Here is a 19094-nt window from a genome sequence, read left to right as displayed (position 1 = left end):
TGACGCCGGAGTAAGCAACGGAAAAGGGCGGGGGAATTCCGCCGGGAATGCTCAGTGAAGGCCGAAATCCGCCGCCCAGCGCCCGACATCCGCGGTCGTCGCGTTGCCGCCGCACACCACGAGGCCGAGGCGGGCGCCGTCCCCGACCCGCTCCAGCACGCGCCGCGCGGCCGGCAGCAGGGCACCGGCCGCGGGCTCGGTCCACACCTTGGCGTGCTCGGCGAGCTCGAGCACCCCGCGCACCGCCTCCCGGTCCGGCACCACCAGCACGTCGTCCACGAGCGCGGACACATGGTCGTACGTCAGCCGGGAGACGCTGGGCGCGCTCAGCGTGGACACGATCGACGACAGCTTCACCGGCACCGGCCCGCCCGCCGAGAGCGCCGCCGACATCGCCTCGGCACCCTCCGTCTCCACCCCCCAGATCCGCACGTCCGGGCGCCGGGCCCGCAGTGCCACCGCGACCCCGGCGATCAGCCCGCCGCCCCCGACGCTCACCACCACGTCCGTCAGGTCGTCGGCGTCATCGGCGAGTTCGAGTCCGACCGTGCCCTGACCGGCGACGACCAGCGGATCGTCGAAGGGGTGCACCAGGGTCAGGCCCTCGTCCCGCAGCCGGGTGACGAGCGCGAAGGCGCCGTCCATGTCGTCCGTCAGCCGCACCGACGCCCCGGCGTCCCGGGCGATCTCGACGGCCCGCGCGGGTGCCGTGCGCGGCATGACCACGGTCGCCTTCACATCGAGGACGGCCGCCGTCATCGCGAGGGCGATCCCGTGGTTGCCGCCGCTGACGGCCACCACCCCGGCCGCGCGCTCGGCCTCGTCGAGCGACAGCAGTTTCGCCGTGGCGCCGCGCGCCTTGAACGAGCCGGTGCGCTGCAGGAGTTCGAGCTTCGCCGTCACCGGCACGCCGAGCAGGGCCGAGAGGCCGGGACTGGACACCGTCGGCGTACGGACGACATGCCCGGCGACGAGTCCGGCCGCGGCTTCGACCTCGGAGATCCCGATCAAGACACTCACCTTTCCGGCGCGGGGCGTCTCCCACGCCGTCTGCACCCTCGCTCGCGGAATGCCGCCGGTCAAGCCGGGACCGACGGCACCGCGCTCAGACCTCCCGCCGCACCACGAAGTCCAGCAGCGACCGCAGCTCGGCGGCGGGGCCGGCGGCCAGGGGCACGCTCTCCAGGGCGGCGCGGGCGGCCGTCACCTGGTGCCGTGCCTCGGTGAGCGCGGCCGTGCGCCCGCCGGCCCGGTCGATCAGGTCCGCGATCCTCGCCGGGCCGGCTTCCGACTCCAGCAGCGCGGACAGCTCCCCGGCGGCGGGGGAGTCCAGTGCGGCCAGCACCGGGAGGGTCTTCTTGCGCTCGCGCAGGTCGCCGTGCACGGGCTTGCCGGTGACGGCCGGGTCGCCCCAGATGCCGAGGACGTCGTCCACCGCCTGGAACGCGACGCCCAGATGCCGTCCGGCCCGGTCGAGGGCGGCCACGGTCGCGGGCGGCGCCCCGCCGAGGACGGCGCCCAGCGCGGCCGCACAGCCCAGCAGCGCACCGGTCTTGTGCTCGGCCATCGCCCGGTACTCCCGCGGGCGCACCCGGTCCGGGCCGGTCCAGGGGCGCGACGCGAACAGCAGGTCGTCCGCCTGCCCCCGCACCAGGTCCCCCAGCGCCCGCGCCAGCGGCCGCACGGCCGGTGCCCCGGCGTCGGCGAGCGCCTCGACGGCCAGCCCGAACAGCGCGTCCCCGGTGAGCACGGCGGGCCCGGTGCCGTACGCCTTCCACACCGTGGGCCGGCGGCGGCGCGCCTCGTCGCCGTCCATGATGTCGTCGTGCAGCAGCGAGAAGGCGTGCACCAGTTCCACCGCGACGGCGCCCGGGACCGCGGCCCCGCCGGGCGCCCCGGCCGCCTCCGCGCCGAGCACGGCCAGGGCCTGCCGTACGCCCTTCCCGCCGGCGGAGCCGGTCGGCGCCCCGCCCACCTCGCACCAGCCGAAGGAGTAGGCGGCCATCTCGCCGATCCACGGGTGCGTGCCCGCCACGGTCTCCCGCAGCGCGGGCGTCACCAGGGCGCGGCACCGGGCGAGGGTGTGCTGGACGCCGGTGGCGGGCCGGGTGTCCCCGGGTGTCCGGACGGGCGTGGGAAGGGCGCTCACCGAACCTCCGCCGTTCCCGCGGCGACCGTCCCCGCGCTCGCCGCGGCGGCCTCGCCCGAGCAGAACTCCCGCTGCGCCTCGGCCACCATCGCGCGGGCGTGCCGCAGCCCTATCCGGTCCATGACATCGGCCAGCTCGGCGAGTTCGGCCGCCGTCCCGGCGCGGTCGCGACCCAGTCGGGCCAGCGCCTTGGCGCGGCCCAGCCGTGACAGCGCCTCGCCTCGCGGCTCGCCCATCGCGCGGAACTCCGCGAGCGCCTCCTCGTAGCGCTCGAGGGCCTCCGCGTGCCGGCGCGCACGGTAGAGGACGTTGCCGCGCATCTTGTGGTTGTAGGCCAGCGCGCTGGTCAGCCGCATCTCCCGGCAGGTCGCCTCGGCCTCGGACAGCAGCGCGAGGGCCCGCTCGGTGTCGCCGTCGCGCACGGACACGACGTCGGCGAGACCGCGCAGCGCCCAGGCGTGCCCACGGCGGTCCTCGGCCCGCGCGGCGATGCCGGCCGCCTCCTCGAACAGGGCGTACGCCGTGTCGTAGGAGCCGGTGTTGCGGTGGATCTGCGCGATGCCCTCCAGCGCCCACACCGTGTGCCGGGCCTCCCCGCGCCGCCTCGCCTCCGCGAGCAACTGCTCGTGCAGCCGGTGGACGGCGTCGTAGTCGCCCTGGATGCGCCCGGTCTCGGCGAGCCCGGCCAGCGAGTAGCCGCGGACGACGACGTCACCGGCGCGTTCGCCGAGGTCCGCCGCGAGCTGGAGCAGCCGGAAGGCCAGCCGGAACGCGCCGCGCTGACGGGCCAGGGTGCCGCCGCTCCACAGGGCCCAGGCCATCGCCGCCCCGTCACCGGCCGCGCGGGCGGAGCGGTAGCTGGCCTTCCAGGCCCGCTCGGCGTCCGCGACCTGCCCGAGCCTGCGGTGCGCCTCGGCGACCGCGAGGCCCGAACGGGCCGCCTCGCCGTGCTCGCCGGCCCGTTCGGCGGCTCTCAACTGCTCGGTGCCGGCGGCCAGTACGTCCGTGAGGGACGCGTTCACGGACAGGGTGGTCAGAGCGCCCTGGTACTCCGGGGCGAATGCCTTGCCGTACATCGATGCCTTTCGATCGGCATACGCACCATCTATACGCTCTGTGTATACGCGGAGCGTATACGTGACGGGTATACATGGTGTGTATAGAGCGTGAAGAACCAGCCCTGGCCCAAAGGGGAGGCCAGGGCTTCACTTGTCGTCGATCAAGACGTCGATGGCTCGGGCGGGGTTGCTCGTGAGGCGCAAGTCACCCCGGGGCGCGGTCGGTTCCGTCGTGGCGTGACCCTCATCGGGCCTTCCCCGCCGGGCGGTTCACGGGCACCGAGGGCGCCACGTCCTCGTACCGCTCGACGGGGAGGGTGCGCTGCCGCGCCTTGGTCCTCTTGCCGCAGAACGCCGACTCCAGCGCGCCCAGCATGGTGGTGAGGACCGTGCCGTTGTTGGAGGTGTTGGCGAGCGCGGTGAGGCTGCGCCCGCCGTCCTTCGACGCGAACGCGACGGTGTAGTAGCCCTGGACGGCGCCCGTGTGCCCGTACACCGACACCCCGCACGACAGATCGCGGCGCCGCAGCCCCAGCCCGTACGCCTGGCCGGTGCCCGCCGGCACCCAGCGGCGCATCTCGGCCAGCCCGGCCCTGGACATGAGCCGGCCGCCCAGCAGGGCCGACAGGAAGGTGTGCAGGTCCTTGGTGGTGGAGATGACCGCGCCCGCGCTCTGCGCCCAGGACACCGTCTGCTCGGTGGCGTCCACGAGCGGCGCCCCCGCCGTGTCCGGCGTGAGGTAGCCACGGGTGTGCCGGCCGGGGATCTTCGTGCCCGGGTGCACGTAGAGGGTGTCCTTCAGTCCCAGCGGCCCGATGATCCGGTCCTGGTACGCGGTCCGCACGGAGTGCCCCGTCAGCTTCTCGATGAGCAGGCCCGCGACCACGAAGTTGGTGTTCGAATAGGAGTACGCGCCGCCCGGCGCGGTCGTACGCGGCTTGGCCAGCGAGCGCTTCACCAGCTGGCGGTAGGTGAAGACCTTGGTGCGGACCGCCTCGAAGCCGGGCACCGTCTTCGCGAACATGTCGTTGGTGTAGTCGTACAGGCCGCTGCGGTGGCCGAGCACATGCCGCACCGTGATGCGGTCGTCGGGCAGCAGCCCCGGCAGGTAACGGGTGACCGGCGCGTCGAGCGACAGCCTCCCCTCGTCGGCCAGCTGGAGCAGCACGACCGCCGAGAAGGTCTTGGTGACACTGCCGATGCGGAACCGGTCGGCGTTGCCGATGGCCCGCCCGGTGCCGCGGTCGGCCACGCCGACGGCCGCCCAGCGGGCGGTGCTCCCGTCGTCCAGCCGGGCGATCGCGCCGGGCGCCCCCTGCCGCTGCGCCGCGCGCAGCACGTTCCACACGCCCGCGCTGTCCGGCGCGGGCAAGGTGTCCGCCCGTGCGCCGGGCACCGCCGCGTGGGCGGGTACGGCCATGAGCGTCGCGAGGGCCGCCGCTGCCGCCGTCGCCCTCGCCACCGTCGCTGAGACCATCCGGTGCTCCTCCCGTCGCCGCCCCGGGGCGGCGGACGTCGATCATCCTGTGCGTGCGGCACAACTTTCCCGTATGCCGTCAGATCGCCGCGCACGACGCACAGTTGGACAGATGTTCCGTCACCAGGAGGGAGTCCCCGGCCGGGGCGGACCGCCCCGGACCAATCCTGGGACTTTTATTGACGGCGGAAAATAAGGGCTCTAGGTTCCCCGCATGTCCTCGATCCGCGGCGCCGAGACGTTCCCGGCGCACACGCCGGCCGCCTCGCAGATCTTCACCACGGTCCTCTGCCACGGGCCCGTCACCCGCCTGGAGGTGGCCCGCCGCGCCGGACTGTCCCCGGCCGCCGTCACCAAGGCGGTCCGGCCGCTCATCGAGGCCGGCTACCTGGTCGAGGACACGGAGGAGACGACCCGCCCCGCGCTCGGCCGGCCCGCCAACCCGGTGCGGGTGGACGGCGACCGGGCCCTGTTCATCGGCGTCAAGGTGACCGGCGACGAGATCATCGCCGTCCTCACCGACCTGTGCTGCCGTATCCGCGCCGCCCGGCACGCCCCGCTGCCCGGACGGGAACCCGGGGACGTCCTGGCCCGGATCGCCGACCTGGTGGACGGCCTGCGCACGGAGGCCGAGGCGTCCGGCACCCCCGTCCTCGGCCTCGGTGTCGCCGTCTCCGGTGACGTGGACCGCGCCGCGGGCGTGGTCCGTTACTCGCCGTTCCTGGAGTGGCGGGAGGTGCCCCTCGCCGGCCTCGTCGCCACGGGCACCGGGTTGCCCGCCACCGTGGACAACGATGTCCGGGCGCTCACCGTCGCCGAGCAGTGGTTCGGCGCCGGCGTCGGGCTGTCCGACTTCGCCGTGGTCACGGTCGGCGCCGGCATCGGCTGCGGCCTCGTCGTGCACGGCCGGGTCGTCGCCGGGGCCCACGGGGTCGCCGGGGAGATCGGCCATGTGACCGTCGACCCGGCCGGCCCGCCCTGCCACTGCGGCAACCGCGGCTGCGTGGAGGCCATCGCGGGCGACGCGGCGATCTTGCGCCGTATCCGCGAGACCACCGGCACCGAGGTCGCCGACGTCGCCGGGGCCGTCGCCCTGGCGCACGCCGGTGACCCCGCGGCACGCGACGCCTACGCCCGGGCCGGCGAGGCCATCGGCCGCGGCATCGCCACCGTCGCCAACCTGCTCGGTCCCGAACGCGTGATCATCTCCGGCGAGGGTCTCGCCGCCTACGACCTGTTCGCCGAACAGATCCGCGACGCCTTCGCCGCGGCCGCGTTCGGCTCCGCCGCCCGGTGCGACCTCAAAACCCGCCCCCTGCCCTTCGAGGAATGGGCACGCGGGGCCGCGGCCACCGCCATCCAGTCCTTCATCCGAGCCGACGACCAGCCCCCGAGCCGCTGAACCGACCCCCTGGAGGTACGACCCATGCGGTCATCCTCGTACTCCGCCCTGCCCGCACGCGCCCTCAGAGCCCTCGTGGTGCTGGCGCTCACCGCCGGTGTCACCGCCGCCGTCCCCGCCGCCCGGGCCGACACCGCCGCCGCGCCCCCGCCCGCCCCGGCCGCGCCCGCCGTCGCCGCCAAGCCCTATATGGGCTGGACCAGTTGGACCATGCAGTCGTCGAAGTACCCGGGCCTCAACCCGAAGGGCGACTACAGCTATCTCTCCGAGGCGAACGTCCTCAAGCAGACCGACGCCATGGCCGCCAAGCTGAAGAAGTACGGCTACGAGTACGTCAACATCGATGCCGGCTGGTGGATGGACTGGTCGTGGAAGCCGCAGTTCGACGAGTACGGCCGGCAGAAGGCCGACCCGGTGCGCTTCCCCAGCGGCATGAAGGCCGTCGCCGACCACATCCACGCCAAGGGCCTCAAGGCCGGCATCTATCTGCCGGTGGGCCTGGAGAAGGGCGCGTACGGCGACGGGAAGAACCCGATCTGGAACGCCGAGGGCTGCACCACCGGCGACATCGTGTACGACGACCTGCGCACCACCAACGGCTGGGACAGCGCCTACAAGATCGACTTCTCGGACCCCTGCGCGCAGAAGTACATCGACTCCCAGGCACGGATGTTCGCCGACTGGGGCTACGACTTCCTCAAACTCGACGGTGTGGGCCCCGGCTCCTTCAAGAGCGGCGACAACTACGACAACGTCCCCGACGTCGCCGCCTGGCACCAGGCGATCGAGTCCACCGGCCGCCCCATCCACCTGGAGCTGTCCTGGTCCCTGGACTACGGACACGTCGCCGACTGGAAGAAGTACTCCAACGGCTGGCGCATCGACACCGACGTCGAGTGCTACTGCAACACGCTGGTCTCCTGGGAGAACTCCGTCGACGACCGCTGGGACGACGCCCCCGCCTGGACCGCGCACGCCGGACCGGGCGGCTGGAACGACCTCGACTCCCTCAACGTCGGCAACGGCGAGATGGACGGCCTCACCAAGGCCGAACGCCAGAGCTACGCCACCCTGTGGGCCATCGCCAAGTCCCCCCTGTTCACCGGTGACGACCTCACCCGGCTCGACTCCTACGGGCTGAAGCTGCTCACCGACCGCGAGGTCATCGCGATCAACCAGGGCGACGCCCCACCCGCCGAGCCCGTCACCGCCTCCGACGCGCAGCAGGTCTGGGCGGCGAGGAACCCCGACGGCACCTACACCGTCGCCCTGTTCAACCTCGCCGACGCGCCCGCCGCCGTCACCGCCGACTGGGCCACCCTCGGCTTCAAGGGCCGCGCCTCGGTGCGCGACGTGTGGAACAAGGAGAACCTCGGCAACCGTACCGACAGGATCACCGAGGCGCTGCCGGCGCACGGCTCCCGCCTGTTCACCGTCACCCCGCACGGCACCCGGCTCGCCTGGACCGCCCACGAGGCCGAGGCGGGCACTCTCGCCGGGAACGCCGTCGTGGCCGGCTGCTCCGCCTGCTCCGACGGCCACAAGGTCGGCAACCTCTACACCGGCGGCAAGGTCACCGTCGAGGACGTGGTCGTCCCGAAGAGCGGCACCTACCAGGTCAGGGTCGCGTACGTCAGCGGCGACCCGAGGTCCGTCCTCGTCTCCGCGAACGGGGGCGGCGGCACCTCCCACCGGTTCGCCTCCACCGGCGACTGGGGGACCGTCGACAGCGTGCACGTGCCGGTGAGGCTGAAGGCCGGCACCAACACGATCACGTTCGACAGCGGGACCGGCTACGCGCCGGACATCGACCGGATCGACGTACCGACCTCCCTCTGACCCCCCGCCGGGGCCCGGCCGCGCGCCGGGCCCCGGCCCGGACGTACCCCGGAGCCCCCATGAACCCCAGCCCCCACGACCCGAGCAGACGCGGCGTCCTCTCCCTGGCCACCACCGCGGGCCTCACCGCCGCCCTCGGCGCCCTGCCCGCCTTCACCGCCTCCGCCGCCCCCGCGGACCGGCCCGCGGACGTGCCCCTCCCCGCCGGCGCGGCCCGCGAACGGCTGTGGTGGCGGGCCCCCGGCGACGAGGGCTCCCTGATCGAACAGGGACTGCCCGTCGGCAACGGCCGGATCGGCGCCCTCGCCGGCAACGACCCCGGCCGCGAACTGCTGCTCATCACCGACGCCACCATGTGGACCGGCGGCCTCAACGACACCCTCGACCAGGACGGCCAGTTCCCGTACGGGCGCGCCGACTTCGGCTCCTTCACCCTGCTCGCCCGGCTCACCGTCGACATACCCGACCACGACCTCGGCTCCGTCCACGACTACCGCCGCACCCTCGACCTCGCGCAGGGCGTGGCCGGCTGCTCCTACGTCCGCTCCGGCGTCACCTACCGGCGCGAGCTGTACGCCAGCCACCCCGACGACGTGATCGTCCTGCACCTCACCCAGAGCGGGGGCGGCCGCCACACCGGCAGCATCACCCTCACCGGCACCCACGGCGAGCAGCCGGACACCGCCGACTCCTTCGGGGCCGCCCTGCCCAACGGGCTGCGCTACGGCGCCGCCGTCCAGGCCCGCGGCACCGGCGGCAAGGTCACCGTCCACGGCACCCGTATCGACTTCACCGGCTGCCAGGAGCTCACCGTCGTCGTCTGCGCGGGCACCGACTACGCCCCCGACGCCGCCGCCGGCTTCCGCGACGCCTCCCTCGACCCCGAACGTCTCGCCCGCACCAAGGCCCGTGCCGCCGCGGCGGTACCGGCCGACGCCCTGCGGCGTACCCATGTCGCCGACTACCGCGCCCTGTACGGCCGGCTCGGGCTCTCCCTCGGCACCTCCACCGCCGGCCAGCGCGCCCTCGACACCTGGGAGCGGCTGCACGCCCGCGCCCGAGACGGGGAACCCGACCCCGAACTGGAGGCCGCCTACCTCCAGTTCGGCCGCTACCTCATGATCAGCGGCTCGCGCGACAGCCTGCCCCTCGGTCTGCAGGGCCTCTGGCTGGACGGCAACGACCCGGACTGGATGGGCGACTACCACACCGACATCAACATCCAGATGAACTACTGGATGGCCGACCGCACAGGCCTGTCCGCCTGCTTCGACGCCCTCGCCGACTACTGCCTCGCCCAGCTGCCCGCCTGGACCGACGTCACCCGGCGCCGGTTCGACGACCCGCGCAACCGCTTCCGCAACACCAGCGGGAGGACCGCCGGCTGGGCCGTCGCCTTCTCCACCAACCCCTACGGCGGCAGCGGCTGGTGGTGGCACCCGGCCGGCAACGCCTGGCTGTGCGCCACCCTCTGGGAGCACTACGAGTACACCGGCTCCCGGGAGTACCTGGAGAAGATCTACCCGCTGCTCAAGGGGGCCTGCGAGTTCTGGGAGGCGCGGCTGCTGCCGGTGACCCTCCCGGGCACCTCGAAGGAGGTGCTGGTCGACGACCACGACTGGTCCCCGGAACACGGCCCGCAGGACGCCCGGGGCATCACCTACGCCCAGGAGGTCGTGTGGACGCTGTTCGGCGCCTACTGCACGGCCGCCGCCGCACTCGGCCGCGACACCCTGTACGCGGACACCGTCGCCGCCCTGCGCCGCAAGCTGTACCTGCCGGAGGTCAGCCCCACCACCGGATGGCTCCAGGAGTGGATGTCCCCCGACAACCTCGGTGAGACCGAGCACCGCCATCTCTCCCCGCTGATCAACCTGTTCCCCGGCGACCGCATCCGCCCCGACGGCTCCACCCCGAAGGACGTGGTCGCCGGCGCCACCGCCCTGCTCACCGCGCGCGGCATGGAGAACTTCGGCTGGGCCAACGCGTGGCGCGCCGCGTGCTGGGCGCGTTTGAAGAACGCCGGGAACGCCTACCGGTCGATCGTGAACAATTTGCGTCCCTCGACCGACGGCCGCAATGGCACGGCGTCCAACCTCTTCGACATCTACGAGGCCGAACGGGGCCGGGGCATCTTCCAGATCGACGCCAACTTCGGCACCCCCGCCGCCATGGTCGAGATGCTGCTGTACTCCCGGCCCGGGCACATCGAACTGCTGCCCGCGCTCCCGGACGCCTGGGCGGCCTCCGGCCACCTCGAGGGCGTCCCCGCACGCGGCGGCTTCGAGGTGGACCTGCGCTGGCGGGACGGACGACCCACCCACGTCACCGTCCGCAGCGTCGGCGGGCGCACCACCACGGTCGCCCACGGCTCCACGACCCGGCAGATCACCCTGCGGCCCGGCGCCTCCGTCACGCTGAAGGGGTTCGGCCGATGAGGGCCGCGGTCCCCGCGGCGGCCGCTGCGCTGCTGACCGTGCTCGTCTGCGCGGCCCCGCCCGCCGGGGCGGGCACCGCCCCGCACGACGTCGTCACCTGGGCGGCGAGCGCCGACGTCCTCGGCACCGGGGTGGCGGGCCGCAGCCACCGGCTCGTCGTCCACACCAGCGTCGGCGGCACCGGCGTCCGCGTCCGGCTGACCAACGCCTTCGGGGACCGGCCGATCACCTTCGACAGTGTCCGGGCGGGCGTCCGCGAGCAGGGCGCCGAGCTGCGCCGGGGCAGCAACCGGCGGCTCACCTTCGGTGGCGCGCCCACCGTCACCGTGCCGGCCGGCGCCACCGTGTGGAGCGATCCGCTGCCCGGCACGCTGCCCGCCGCCACCGACCTCGTCGTCAGCCTGCACAGCCCGGACGCCGCCGGACCCGCCACCGGCCACGGCATGGCGATGCAGACCTCGTACGCCGCCGACGGCGACCACACCGCCGAGGAGAGCGGCGCCGCCTGGACGACGCCGACCGGATCCTGGGCGTACCTCGACGCCGTCTCGGTACGCCCCCGGCCCGGTACCGGCGCGGTCGCGGCGCTCGGCGACTCCATCACCGACGGCTGGCAGTCCAGCTCCGACCTGAACCGCCGCTGGCCCGACTACCTCGCCCGCCGGCTGCACCGTATGGACACGCCCGTCCAAGGTGTCGCCGACGAGGGGATCTCCGGCAACAAGCTCCTCGCCGACGGTGCCGGGCAGAGCGCGCTCAACCGCCTGGACCGGGACGTCCTGTCCCTGCCGGGGGTGCGGACCGTGTTCCTGTTCGAGGGCGTCAACGACATCAAGGCGCACTCGGGCGTCACGGCCGAGGACATGATCGAGGGCTACCGCACGATCGTCGCCCGGGCGCACGCGGCCGGGAAGTGCGTCGTCGGCGCGACCGTCGCCCCCTTCAAGGGCTGGGGCGAATGGGACGCGGCCGCCGAGGCCGTCCGCCGGGAGGTCAACGCGTTCGTGCGGGACGGCGGGTTGTTCGACGCCGTCACCGACTTCGACCGCGTCCTGCGCAGCCCCTACGACCCCGAGCGGATGCTGCCCACCTTCGACGGCGGCGACCACCTCCACCCCAACGACAAGGGCATGCAGGCCATGGCCGACGCCGTCGACCTGACGACGCTCGACTGCGACCGCACGCCCTGACGGGGACGGTCAGCCCACGGCCTCCGCACGGCCGATCAGCCCCTCCCGGTAGGCGATCGCCACCGCCTCCGTACGGCTCGCCGCGCCCAGTTTGGCGAGGATGTTGGAAACGTGGACGCTCGCCGTCTTGCCGGTGATGTACAGCTCCTCGCCGATCTGCCGGTTGGTGCGGCCGGCGGCGAGGAGCCGCAGCACGTCCTGCTCCCGGGCCGTCAGCGGCGACGAGCCCGGCGCGCGCTGCTCGGCGAGCCGGCCCCGGCGGATCAGGGCGTCCACCCGCTCCAGCAGCGGGCCGGCCCCGAGCCGCGCCGCCGTCCGGCGGGCGGCCGCGGCCTCGGCCGCGGCGCCCTCCCGGTCGTCCGCCACCAGCAGCGCCTCCGCGAGCCGCAGCCGGCAGCGCGCCCGCTCGTACCCGTCGCCGGACGCGAACGCCTCGACCGCCGCCGCCCACGCCCCGGCGTCCGGCCCGGACACCGCCCACGTCCACTCCGCCTCCGCGCGGGCCAGCCACGCCCTGCCCTCCGGGCCCTGCGAGGAGCCGTCGGCGCCGCGTCCGGCCGTCACCCGCGCCAGCTCCACCAGTTCACCCGCCGTGTCCGTCCAGCGGCGCAGCTCCTCCGCGTCACCGGCCGCGCGCAGCGCGGCGGCCCGGTCGGCGACGGCCGCGAGGGCGAGGGCGGCCAGCCGGACCGTGGCGTCGGGCAGGGTTCCCGCGTCGTCGGTGAGGGCGGCCACCCCGGAGCGCATCCGCTCCACCGCCGCCTCCGGGTCGCCGCGCAGGGCCGCCTCGTCGGTGAGCACGATGCTCGCCACCAGCCGGCCCATCCAGTCGAACGGCCCCTCCGTGAGCGGACGGGTCCGCTCCACGATGTCCGCGTCGCCGCGCGCGAGACCGACGTACAGCGCCGGGCCCGTCGCGAACGCGCCCGCCGCCGGCAGCACGGCCGCGTCCTCGGCCGCGCAGGCCACGCACTCGTCCCAGCGGCCCAGCGTGTACAGCACCAGCAGGTGCAGATACCGCATCTCCAGCGGGTACGGCGACGACGACAGCCCGGCGCGCCGGGCCCGCTCCAGGCCCTCCTTCAGCCAGGACACGCTCTCCTCCAGCTCACCGGACTCGAAGCAGCCGATGGCCAGGTTGAACAGCGCCCGCAGCTCCACCGGCGCGTTCCCCGCGCCGCGCGCCACCTCGCGGGCCTCCCGCAGCCGGGCGCGCCCCTCGGGCGTACCGCGCCCGCCGCTCTCCAGCACGGCCAGTGAGATCAGCAGGTCCGCGCGGGCGTCCGGCACCTGGAGCCGTTCGGCGACGGCCAGGGCCTCGTACGCCACCCGCAGCGCCGTCCCGTACTCCCCGACCTGACGGGCCGCCAGCACATGGGTGGCCGCCGCCCACACCCAGGTCCGCGACGGAGGGTCGGCCGGGATCAGGGCCAGCGCCTCACTGCTGTAGGAGAACGCCGCCGTCAGGCTGTCGACGCCGAGCAGATTGCCCGCGAGCGTGTACCGGACCCGGGCGGCGAGCTCGTGGTCGGAGTCCCGCACGCCGGCGAGCGCGGAACGGGTCAGCGCGACGGCCCGGTGCGCGGCCCCGGCGTGCGCGGCAGCCGCCGACGCGCGCAGCGTCAGCGTCACCCGGTCGACGCCCTCGCCCGAGGGCCGCGCGGACGGCTCCACCGACGCCCACAGGTCCAGCGCGGTCTCCAGATGCCGCAGTTCCTCGGCGGGCGCCCCGACCTGGTGCGCGTGCTCGGCGGCCTCCAGCGAGGCGGCCAGCGCCTCGGCGAGGTCGTGGCTCTCCCGGGAGTGGTGGGCGCGCTCGGCGGCCGTCTCCCGGGAACGGCCGCGCGCCGCGAGGAGCCGGGCGAACGCGCCGTGCAGCCGGGCGCGTTCGCCGGGGAGCAGGTCCGCGTACACCGCCTCGCGGGCGAGTGCGTGCCGGAACGCGTACGTGTCGCCGTCGCCGGGCAGCAGCAGCTGCCGTCCGACGGCCTCGCGCAGCGCCGCCTCCAGCTCGTCCTCCGGCAGGCCCACGGCGCCCCGCAGCAGGTCGTGTCCGACGCGGCGCCCGGCGACGGCCGCCGTGCGCAGCACCTGCTGGGCGGTGTCGGACAGCTGCTCGAACCGGATCAGCAGGACGTCGGCGAGACCGCTCGGCACCCCGTCGCCCCCGGTGTCGGTGGCGGCGACCAGTTCCTCCGCGTAGAAGGCGTTGCCCTCGGCCCGCTCCACGATCCGCCGCACGGTGCTGTCCGGCAGCGGCCGGTCCTGCACATGACGGACCAGCTCGGTCACCTCGGCGTCGGCCAGCGGCCGCAGTTCGAGCCGCTCCACGGCGGGCAGCCGTACGAGTTCGGCCAGCAGCGGGCGCAGCGGATGACGGCGGTGCAGGTCGTCCGCCCGGTACGAGGCCAGCACGGCGAGCCGGTGCCCGGCAGCGCCGCCCGCGGCCCGCTGGAGCGTGCCCCGGCTCAGCAGGAACCGCAGCAGGTCCCGGGACGACTGGTCCGCCCAGTGCAGGTCCTCCAGGACCAGCAGCACCGGCGCCCGGTCCGCCAGGTCGGTGAGCAGCCCCGCGAAGCCCTCGAACAGCCGCAGCCGGTCCCGCACGGCGTCCGAGCCGCCGCCCAGCAGCCCGCCCACCACGGGATGGGCGGCGAGGACGTCCGCGAACCGCTCGTCGGCGGCGAGCGTCCCCACCACCTCCGTGAACGGCAGATACGGCAGCCCGACGTCACCGAGGTCGACGCAGTGCCCGTTGAGCACCGTCATCCCGGCCCCGGCGGCCAGCCCCGCCGCCTCGCCCAGCACCCGGCTCTTGCCGACCCCGGCGTCACCGGCGACCAGGACGGCGCGGGCGTCCCCGGCGCGGGCGCGTTCCAGGACTCCGGAGAGCCGGGCGAGTTCGGGGTTCCGGCCGATCAACGGCGTGCTGAAGGAGGGCTGCGACACGCACACATCCTGCCACTCGCCCCGGCCCGGGCCCCCTCCCTTTTCGCGGAGGCTCAGCCGCGCAGGGTCCGCGTCCAGTCCGCCGGCACCCGCCCCTCGGGACCCGGCGCGGGCTGCGCCTCCGGATGGCTCGCCGGGGGCGCCAGATCCGGCCCCGTCTCGAACAGTTCGTCCGTCGCGTAGTTCCAGTACCAGCTCTCGCCGGGCTCGAAGCTCTGCACCAGTGGGTGCCCGGTCTCCCGGTAGTGCGCGGTGGCGTGCTGCGCGGGCGAGCTGTCGCAGCACCCCACGTGCCCGCACTGCGCGCACCGCCGCAGATGGAACCACCAGCCGCCCGCCGCGTCGCACTCGCCGCAGCCGCTGCCGCTCGGCGGCACGCTCGGGTCGACGCCGTCGATGCCGGTCATGAGACCTCCTCGGTGGTGAGCGGCAGCAGCACCTGGAAGCGTGTGTCACCCGGCTCGGACTGCACCTGGATGCTGCCGTGGTGCTTGTCGACCACGATCCGCCAGGAGATGTCCAGGCCGAGCCCGGTGCCCTCGCCCACGGGTTTCGTCGTGAAGAACGGGTCGAAGATCCGCTCGCGGATCTCCGCCGGGATGCCGATCCCCGTGTCCCGGAACTCCACGAGCAGTGATTCGTTCTCCCGCGCCGTCCGCACGGTCAGCGTCCCCTCACCGCCCGCGCTGTTGATCGCGGAGACCGCGTTGTCGACGAGGTTCGTCCACACCTGGTTGAGCTCCGCCGGGTACGCCGGGATCTTCGGAAGCGTCCGGTCGTACTCCTTGACGACCTCGATCCGCGAGCCGAGCTTCCCGGACAGCATCAGCAGCGTGCTGTCGAGGAGTTCGTGCACGTCGGCGTTCTGGAAGGGCGCCCGGTCCAGCTGGGAGTACTGCTTGGCGGCGTCCACGAGGTGCGAGATCCGGGCGGTGGAGTCCTTGATCTCGTCCATCAGCAGCTCGGTCTCGGCGGTGTAGTTCAGCCAGCCGATGGCGTTCGGCAGGATGTCCTCGTCCACCGCCGCCGCGACCTGGTCCAGCCAGTCCGCGTCGACACCGGCCTGCACGAAGGTCGGGGCGATCCGCCAGCCCTCGGGGATGTCGTGGTCGTCCAGCCAGTCGGTGAGCGCGTCCTCCCGGTCGGCGGCCTCCAGCGGGCTGAGCGCGGGGGCCTTGGCGACCCGCTCGGCGGTGCGCTCCTGCATCTCGATCAGGTTCGCCATCACCTCGGGGGAGTAGGTGCCCTGCGCGATGATGCCGAGCTTGCGCCGCATCTTGCCGACCCGCTCCCGCAGCGTCTCCGTCGCCCGGACGGCCGCGGCGGCCGGGTTGTTGAGCTCGTGGGTGAGCCCCGCCGACAACGAGCCCAGCGCGAGCAGGCGTTCCCGCTGCCCGATGGCCTGCTGGGCGCTCTTCGAACCGAAGAACAGCCCTTCCAGCAGATGCACGGCCATCGGGAACCACTCCTGCATGATGGCCGAGAACGTGTCGGCGGGCAGCACGAAGAACCGCGTCGGCTCGGTGACGCGCAGCGAGTTGTTGTAGACCTGCCGCACCCGGTCGCCGAGGTACGCCTGCATGGACCCGGCGTACACGCCGCGCTGCGAGGTGCGGGTGACCTCCACGTCGTCCCCGCCGACCCGGCGGGACAGCACCACCGTGCCCTCGATCATCACGTAGAAGCAGGTGGCCGGGTCGCCCTCGGCGTACACCGGGCCGGGCTGGAACCGCTCCACCCGTCCCGCCTCGCACAGCCGGCCGAGCTGCTCCGGCGTCAGCTTCTCGAACAGGAACAGGGAGCCGATCTCCGCGGGCTCGCACGGCAGGCACGTCTCGCTCATGACTGCTCCAGGTACCGGTGGACGAGCATCACGGCCATGGCTCCCTCTCCGACGGCGGACGCGACCCGTTTCGCGGACTCCGAGCGGGCGTCGCCCGCCACGAACACCCCGGGCACGTTGGTCTCCAGGTGGTACGGCGGCCGGTCCAGCTCCCAGCCCGCGGGCGGCCGTCCGTCGGACGTCAGGTCCGGCCCGGCCAGGATGAACCCGCGCCCGTCGCGCAGCACCGTCCCGTCCAGCCAGTCCGTCAGCGGGGCCGCGCCGATGAACACGAACATCCACTGCGCGTCCACACGGTCGGTCTGTCCGCTGTCGAGGTCCCGCAGCGTCAGCTGCTCCAGATGGTCGGAGCCGTGCGCCTCGTCGACGACCGTCCGGGTCCGCACCGAGATGTTCGGCGCCTCCTCGATCTGCTGGATCAGGTAGTACGACATGGACGCCGCCAGCGACTCCCCGCGCACCAGCAGCGTCACCGACTTCGCGCCCCGCGCCAGGTACATCGCCGCCTGCCCGGCCGAGTTGGCGCCGCCCACGATGTACACGTCCTGGCCCTGGCAGGCCGGTGCCTCCGTCAGCGCGGACCCGTAGTACACCCCGCACCCGGTCAGGTCGTCGCAGCCCGGCGCCATCAGCTGCCGGTAGGAGACGCCGGTCGCCAGGATCACGCTGTGCGCGGACACCGCCGACCCGTCCGAGAAGCGCACCACCCGCGCCGCGCCGCACACCTCCAGGCCCGTCACCTCGCGCGCGGTGAGGATCTCCGCGCCGAACCGCGCCGCCTGCCGGCGGGCCCGGTCGGTCAGCTGGGCGCCCGACACGCCGTCCGGGAAGCCCAGGTAGTTCTCGATGCGGGAGCTCTGCCCGGCCTGCCCGCCGGTCGCGGACCGCTCCACCAGCACCGTCCGCAGCCCCTCCGACGCCCCGTACACGGCCGCGCCCAGCCCGGCCGGGCCGCCGCCGATGACGACGAGGTCGTAGAAGTCGGCGGTCGGTGTGGTCGCGAGCCCGACCTTCGCCGCCAGCTCGGGCGCCTCCGGGGCCACCAGCGGGGTGCCGTCCGGGGTCACCACCAGCGGCAGCCGCTGCCCGTCCTGCTCCGCCGCCGCGAGCAGCCGCTGCCCCTCCGGGCCGTCCGCCGAGTACCAGCGGTACGGCACCTGGTTGCGGGCCAGGAACTCCCGCACCTCCGACGACCGCGCCGACCAGCGGTGCCCGACCACCTTGGTGCTGGGCACCGGACGGTAGTCGCTGCGCCGCCACGCCTCCAGCAGGTCGTCCAGGACCGGGTAGAGCTTCTCCTCCGGCGGGTCCCACGGCTTGAGCAGATAGTGGTCGAGGTCCACGACGTTGATCGCGTCGATCGCCGCGCTGGTGTCCGCGTACGCGGTCAGCAGCACCCGCCGCGCCCCCGGGTACACGTCCAGGGCCTGTTCGAGGAACTCGATGCCGTTCATCTGCGGCATCCGGTAGTCGGCCAGGATCACGGCCACCAGGTCGCCGCGCAGCTTCAGCTCGCGCAGCGCCTCCAGCGCGGACGCGCCGGACTCCGCGCGCACGATCCGGTGCGACTCGCCGTAGCGCCGCCGCAGATCACGGGCGACGGCCCGGGAGACCCCGGGGTCGTCGTCCACGGTCAGGATGACGGTCCGCGCCGCTTCGGCAGCCTGAGTCATACGTCTCCCACCCCGGGCGTCGTTCTCGACGAGGCGGCGAGCGGCCGCGAGGCGCTGCCGCCGAGTCGACTCCCGGCCATCGTATGTTCGATCCGCGCGCTTCGCTCAGGTACGCGGAGGACGCCCCGCCGGGCCGTGGCGGTGGAGGGGTGGTGAAGACTGGGCCCGACGGACGTCACCGCGACACAAGGAGGCAGCTGCAATGACGCGCCCGATCACGGCAGGGGTGGACGGATCGGAGGAGAGTCTCGCGGGGCTGGCCTGGGCCGCCCGGGAGGCCGTCCGCCGGGGGCTCGCCCTGCGCGTGGTGCACGCATGGCGGTTCCAGGAGCACGAGGCGATGGCCGCCGTGGACGCGGACACGCAGGCCGGGTGGGTGCGGGACGGGCTGGCGCGGGCCGTGCGGTCGGTCACCGAACGGCACCCGGCGCTGGAGGTCACCACCGAGGTCGTGGACGGGGGAGCCGTCGAGACGCTGCTCGCGGCCACGGCGGAGTCCGAGATGCTGGTGCTGGGCTCGCGCGGGCACGCGGCGGTCGTCGGCTTCCTGCTGGGCTCGGTCGGGCAGCAGGTCGTCGCCGGGGCGGAGCGGCCCGTCGTCCTGGTGCGGGCCGGCGACCGGGCGTCGGCGGAGGTCGCCGGGCACGACATCGTCGTGGGCCAGCAGGGCGACGCCGAGGACGACGCCGAGGTTCTGCGGTTCGCCTTCGAGACGGCGGCGGCGCGGGGCGCGGCCGTCCGTGCCGTACGCGCCTGGACGCTGCCGCCGCTGTTCGCCTACAGCCCGGCCTCCCTGAAGCTCCTCGACGACGCCGGGGGCCTGGAGCCGTACGAGAAGAAGGCGCTGGCCGAGGCGCTGCTGCCGTGGCGGGAGCGGTTCCCGGACGTGCATGTCGTCGAGCATGTGGAGATGGGCAGCGCCGGGCAGGTGCTGCTCTCGGTGGCGTCCCGTGCCCAGCTCGTCGTCGTGGGCCGGCGGGCCCGGCGTACGGCCGTCGGCGCCCGGATCGGCTCGGTGGCGTCCGGTGTCCTGCACCACGCGCCGTGCCCGGTGGCCGTGGTGCCGCACGGATGAG

The 19094-nt window shown here is 74.1% G+C and carries 13 protein-coding genes; 5 read left to right on the top strand and 8 right to left on the bottom strand.

From position 1 onward, the window contains the following. Nucleotides 1-51: 51 nt before the first annotated feature. The 4 genes from ACFV46_RS25425 to ACFV46_RS25410 form a co-directional block, all read right to left on the bottom strand. Nucleotides 52-1011, bottom strand: a complete 960-nt coding sequence (locus ACFV46_RS25425; RefSeq protein WP_385499820.1) for a pyridoxal-phosphate dependent enzyme — start codon at nt 1009-1011, stop codon at nt 52-54. 94 nt (nt 1012-1105) lie between these two features. Continuing rightward, nucleotides 1106-2149, bottom strand: a complete 1044-nt coding sequence (locus ACFV46_RS25420) for a polyprenyl synthetase family protein (protein WP_385499818.1) — start codon at nt 2147-2149, stop codon at nt 1106-1108. Further along, the gene (locus ACFV46_RS25415; protein WP_385499816.1) at nt 2146-3225 is read right to left on the bottom strand and encodes a tetratricopeptide repeat protein; all 1080 of its coding nucleotides are present in this window, start codon (nt 3223-3225) and stop codon (nt 2146-2148) included. Before ACFV46_RS25415 ends, ACFV46_RS25420 begins: the two co-directional genes overlap by 4 nt. 226 nt (nt 3226-3451) lie before the next feature. Further along, complete coding sequence (locus ACFV46_RS25410; protein WP_385499815.1) at nt 3452-4684, bottom strand: serine hydrolase domain-containing protein; 1233 nt, start codon at nt 4682-4684, stop codon at nt 3452-3454. Nucleotides 4685-4898: 214 nt separating this feature from the next. Between ACFV46_RS25410 and ACFV46_RS25405 the strand changes: the two genes are divergently transcribed. The 4 genes from ACFV46_RS25405 to ACFV46_RS25390 are packed head-to-tail and all read left to right on the top strand — an operon-like array spanning nt 4899 to nt 11553. Next, a complete protein-coding gene (locus ACFV46_RS25405) occupies nt 4899-6086 on the top strand; it encodes an ROK family transcriptional regulator (protein ID WP_361933535.1) in 1188 nt (395 codons plus the stop codon). Between the two features lie 24 nt (nt 6087-6110). Beyond that, complete coding sequence (locus ACFV46_RS25400) at nt 6111-7925, top strand: alpha-galactosidase D (RefSeq protein WP_385499814.1); 1815 nt, start codon at nt 6111-6113, stop codon at nt 7923-7925. A 59-nt stretch (nt 7926-7984) separates the two neighbouring features. After that, complete coding sequence (locus tag ACFV46_RS25395) at nt 7985-10363, top strand: glycoside hydrolase N-terminal domain-containing protein (RefSeq protein WP_385499813.1); 2379 nt, start codon at nt 7985-7987, stop codon at nt 10361-10363. Next, a complete protein-coding gene (locus tag ACFV46_RS25390; RefSeq protein ID WP_385499812.1) occupies nt 10360-11553 on the top strand; it encodes an SGNH/GDSL hydrolase family protein in 1194 nt (397 codons plus the stop codon). The genes ACFV46_RS25395 and ACFV46_RS25390 overlap by 4 nt, the downstream gene beginning before the upstream one ends. 9 nt (nt 11554-11562) lie before the next feature. On the opposite strand, the gene ACFV46_RS25385 is transcribed toward ACFV46_RS25390, so the two are convergent. Genes ACFV46_RS25385 through ACFV46_RS25370 form a run of 4 tightly spaced genes read right to left on the bottom strand, consistent with a single transcriptional unit; the run spans nt 11563 to nt 18018 of the window. Next, nucleotides 11563-14502 (bottom strand): ATP-binding protein, encoded by a 2940-nt coding sequence (locus tag ACFV46_RS25385; protein WP_385499810.1) that lies wholly within the window; start codon nt 14500-14502, stop codon nt 11563-11565. Between the two features lie 53 nt (nt 14503-14555). Next, nucleotides 14556-14909, bottom strand: a complete 354-nt coding sequence (locus tag ACFV46_RS25380; protein WP_361933521.1) for a UBP-type zinc finger domain-containing protein — start codon at nt 14907-14909, stop codon at nt 14556-14558. Further along, nucleotides 14906-16345: an ATP-binding protein gene (locus tag ACFV46_RS25375; protein ID WP_385499809.1), complete on the bottom strand. Its 1440-nt coding sequence runs from the start codon at nt 16343-16345 to the stop codon at nt 14906-14908. The genes ACFV46_RS25380 and ACFV46_RS25375 overlap by 4 nt, the downstream gene beginning before the upstream one ends. Continuing rightward, nucleotides 16342-18018 carry an FAD-dependent oxidoreductase gene (locus ACFV46_RS25370; protein WP_385499808.1) on the bottom strand — a complete coding sequence of 559 codons (1677 nt, stop codon included), beginning with the start codon at nt 18016-18018 and terminating at the stop codon, nt 16342-16344. Before ACFV46_RS25370 ends, ACFV46_RS25375 begins: the two co-directional genes overlap by 4 nt. A gap of 202 nt (nt 18019-18220) precedes the next feature. Here ACFV46_RS25370 and ACFV46_RS25365 point away from each other — a divergent pair, with 202 nt between their 5' ends. Continuing rightward, the gene (locus ACFV46_RS25365; RefSeq protein ID WP_376728056.1) at nt 18221-19093 is read left to right on the top strand and encodes a universal stress protein; all 873 of its coding nucleotides are present in this window, start codon (nt 18221-18223) and stop codon (nt 19091-19093) included. Nucleotide 19094 lies beyond the last annotated feature (1 nt).

This window comes from Streptomyces sp. NPDC059852 (assembly GCF_042731455.1).
GTDB lineage: Bacteria > Actinomycetota > Actinomycetes > Streptomycetales > Streptomycetaceae > Streptomyces.
The sequence above is the reverse complement of the archived record's forward strand: the minus strand, read 5'-3'. Positions and strand labels throughout refer to the sequence as shown.